The sequence below is a fragment of the Paenibacillus violae genome (genome assembly GCF_032461945.1).
Lineage (GTDB): Bacteria > Bacillota > Bacilli > Paenibacillales > NBRC-103111 > Paenibacillus_E > Paenibacillus_E violae.
Map to the genome: position 1 here is coordinate 1 of NZ_JAWCUD010000030.1, position 3,400 is coordinate 3,400.

Sequence of the window (3,400 nt, forward strand, 5' to 3'; positions counted from 1 at the left end):
TTTTCCGCATCTTTGCGAAGGTTTTTCTCCAACATTATATTTCCCCCGTTTTTTAATATTATCCATTTGACAACCGGACCGTGATCCGGTTATATTGTTTAACAAGCGGACCGCAGTCCACTAGCGAGCTCGAATAACTCTTATTAGAACATATCTTATCCATCTTGCACAGGTGGATCAATATTGTTAGGAAATAGAGTCCGAGGTTCGCGATTGCCAATTAGATTAGAGGAGGAACTAAAATGTCCAATCATCAACAGCAAGCCAATCATAAAAAAATCGGTGTAGGTATTATCGGAGCAAGTCCGTCCAACCCAGGGTGGGCTGTCGCAGCGCACATCCCGGCGGTTCAAGCCTTGCCTGACTTCCAACTGGTTGCGGTGAGCACGAGCAACCGCGAATCCGCGGATGCGGCTGCCGAAGCGTTCGGTGTTCCTGGATTCGATAATTACCAGGATTTGATTCAGCATCCTGAAGTAGACCTTGTCGTGATTGCTATTAATGTGCAATACCATTACGATATCGCTCGAGCTGCTATTGAAGCAGGCAAAATGGTATACAGCGAATGGCCGCTTGGCATGTCCACGGAACAGGCGCAAGACTTGGCGGACCGTGCTAAGGAGGCTGGCGTTCGGACGTTTATCGGCTTGCAGGCGCGTTACTCTCCGGCAATCCAACACGCCCGCGATTTGATCACTCAAGGCTATATCGGCAACGTACTCGCAACTACATTGTCTGGCACAGCCTTGATCTGGGAACCCGTCACGATCCAAAAATTCGCTTATACGTACGACGTGAACGCCGGCGCGACCATGTTGGCGTCCGCAGGACTTCACGCGATCGACGGGCTGAATTACGTGCTCGGCGATTACGATAACGTGTCCGCGAAGCTTGAAGTTCGTCACCCTGAAGTTCAAATCACAGATAATGGGACGACACTCAAAGTGACGGCTCCGGATCACATGGCCATTATCGGCACGCTTGAAAGTGGCGTATTGGCGACAACCTTATACCGCAGCGGAACTTCGCGGGACTTCGACTTGCGTTGGGAGATCATCGGCACGGACGGCGAGCTTGTCATCACCGCCGATTTTAACGGAAATATGCAAAATACCGAGCTGAAATTGAGGGGCGGCAAAGGCGAAGACAAAACGCTCGGCGAGATCGTCATTCCAAGCCAATACACCGAAGATATCAAATCGATTCCCGAAGGGCCGGCAAGATCAAGCAACATCGGGAAATTTTACGTGAGCTTGGCTAAAGATCTTCGCGAAGGCACGAATGAAACGCCGGACTTCGCTCATGCTCTCAGACGCCACCGGTTATATGACACGATCATGACGGCTTCCCGTACCGGAGTCGAGCAAAAAGTGAATGAAACGAACACTACATTTCATTAAAACATAACGAGTAAGATGCAACCGGAGAGGAGAGAATATTTCTCCTTTCCGGCAAACATCCAGAAAGCGGGAGAAATTCATGAAGATAGAGGTCTGGACGGATATCGTGTGTCCATATTGCTATATAGGAAAACGGAAGTTTGAAGAAGGGTTAAAGAAGTTCAAGCATCGCGATTCAGTGGAAATCGTATATCGCAGCTTTGAACTTGATCCGCACATGGCCGTTCACGTAAACGATGATATTTATGGGCTATCGGCCAAGAAATTCGGATCGACGAGAGCACATATGAAAGCTGTACATGATGATATCACAAAGCGTGCAGAACTAGACGGTTTGACGTTCAATTATGATACTGCGATACACACGAATACATTTAATGCGCACCGTCTACTTCATTATTCGGCGCAATTCGGAAAAACGAACGAATTGTTGGAACGGTTGTACAAAGCTTATTTTACCGATTCCTTGCATATCGGGGACGCCAACACACTTGTGATGATTGCCATTGAAGTCGGACTGGACGCTGCTGGGACAGCCGCGATGCTAGACAGTGAGCAATACGTCGCCGAGGTAAGAGCGGACGAGCTTAAAGCTCAGAAGTTAGGTGTTCGAGGCGTTCCTTATTTCTTAATGAATGGAAAATACGCCATCTCTGGGGCGCAGTCGAAGGAAGTATTCGCCGAGGCACTAGAGAAGGCTTGGGCGGAAGAGCATCCCGTCGTTCAATTTCGTTCCGCAGCTGGAGATACGGAAGAGCTCGCCTGCTTAGACGGTTCATGCGCAGTGGAGCACCAAGAATTAAATAAACAAAAAGAGGAGAGTTAATTACGTGGGCGATCGGATTTCTAAAGCGAATATGTTGTTATTGATTTTAGTTTGTCTTGCACAATTTTTGGAAGTCATGAATTCCTCTACGGTGACCGTGGCGTTACCGGCGATCCAATCGGCGCTGCATATGAATACAAATAATTTACAGTGGATCGTCACGTCATATGTGCTCACCTTCGCTTGTTTTCTGCTTATCGGCGGACGTGCAAGCGACTTGATCGGAAGGAAGCGCGTGTTAACGCTAGGTTTAGCAATTTTCGCGGCTGCTTCGCTCGCTGGCGGATTCGCGATGAATCCGGTTTGGCTCATTGCGAGCAGGGCGATTCAAGGGATCGGCGCGGCGCTGTCCATTCCCGCGGCCATGTCGTTGATTAGTACGTCGATTCCCGAAGGCGCGCAACGGAATAAAGCTTTTGCCATTTTTGGCGCGTTGGGTTCGGGCGGTTTCGCGGCGGGATCAATCGTTGGCGGGCTGCTGACGGACTCGCTCGGTTGGCGATCCTTATTTTTCTTGAACGTCCCGCTCGGGATTGCGATCATAATCGGGTTAGTGTTTGTTAAAGAACGGCCGATGGAGCAAAAGATCAAGCAATCCATTGATTTGCCCGGCGCAATTGCCGTGCTGTTAGGCATATTCATTCTCGTATACGGGTTATCCATGCCTGATGTCGATGGCAGTTGGTCGACCACGAAAATCGTAACCTTAATTGTCGGAGCGCTTATTCTGGTCGGATTCGTTTTCATCGAGAAATACGCCAAAAACCCGCTCATGCCGCTCCGGTTGTTCCGTATCGGTTCGCTAGTATCATCGAATATTATCGGATTCTTAATGTATTCCTTCATGACCGCATTTATTTATTTCTCAACTTTGTATTTCCATGCGCTTGGCTATTCTTCTTTAATAACGGGCTTGGCTTTTCTACCGCTCGGTTTATCGTCCGTTCTAGCTACGCAAATCACGCCTTACTTCATGCGTATATTCGGAGCGAAAATGTTGTTGATTGTTTCGCAGCTCGTTAATGCACTCGGCTTGTTCTGGTTAAGCACTATGTCCATGGACAGCGTCTATGCTGCATTTATTTTACCGGTCTTCATTCTATTAGGTCTCTCGACAGCAGCCGGATTTACGGCTATCATCGTTGGTTCCGTAAGGGATGTGCGACTTGAGGAG

At 48.6% G+C, this 3,400-nt stretch carries 3 protein-coding genes; all 3 read left to right on the forward strand.

Annotated elements, in window-relative coordinates; all coding sequences use genetic code 11:
• Positions 1-242 precede the first annotated feature (242 nt).
• Positions 243-1,400: a Gfo/Idh/MocA family protein gene (locus RQP52_RS36325; RefSeq protein WP_315956290.1), complete on the forward strand. Its 1,158-nt coding sequence runs from the start codon at positions 243-245 to the stop codon at positions 1,398-1,400.
• Between the two features lie 79 nt (positions 1,401-1,479).
• On the forward strand, positions 1,480-2,226 hold the full coding sequence (locus RQP52_RS36330; protein WP_315956291.1) for a DsbA family oxidoreductase: 747 nt from the start codon (positions 1,480-1,482) through the stop codon (positions 2,224-2,226).
• Between the two features lie 4 nt (positions 2,227-2,230).
• The coding region (locus tag RQP52_RS36335; RefSeq protein ID WP_315956292.1) for an MFS transporter at positions 2,231-3,400 on the forward strand (1,170 nt) is incomplete at its 3' end.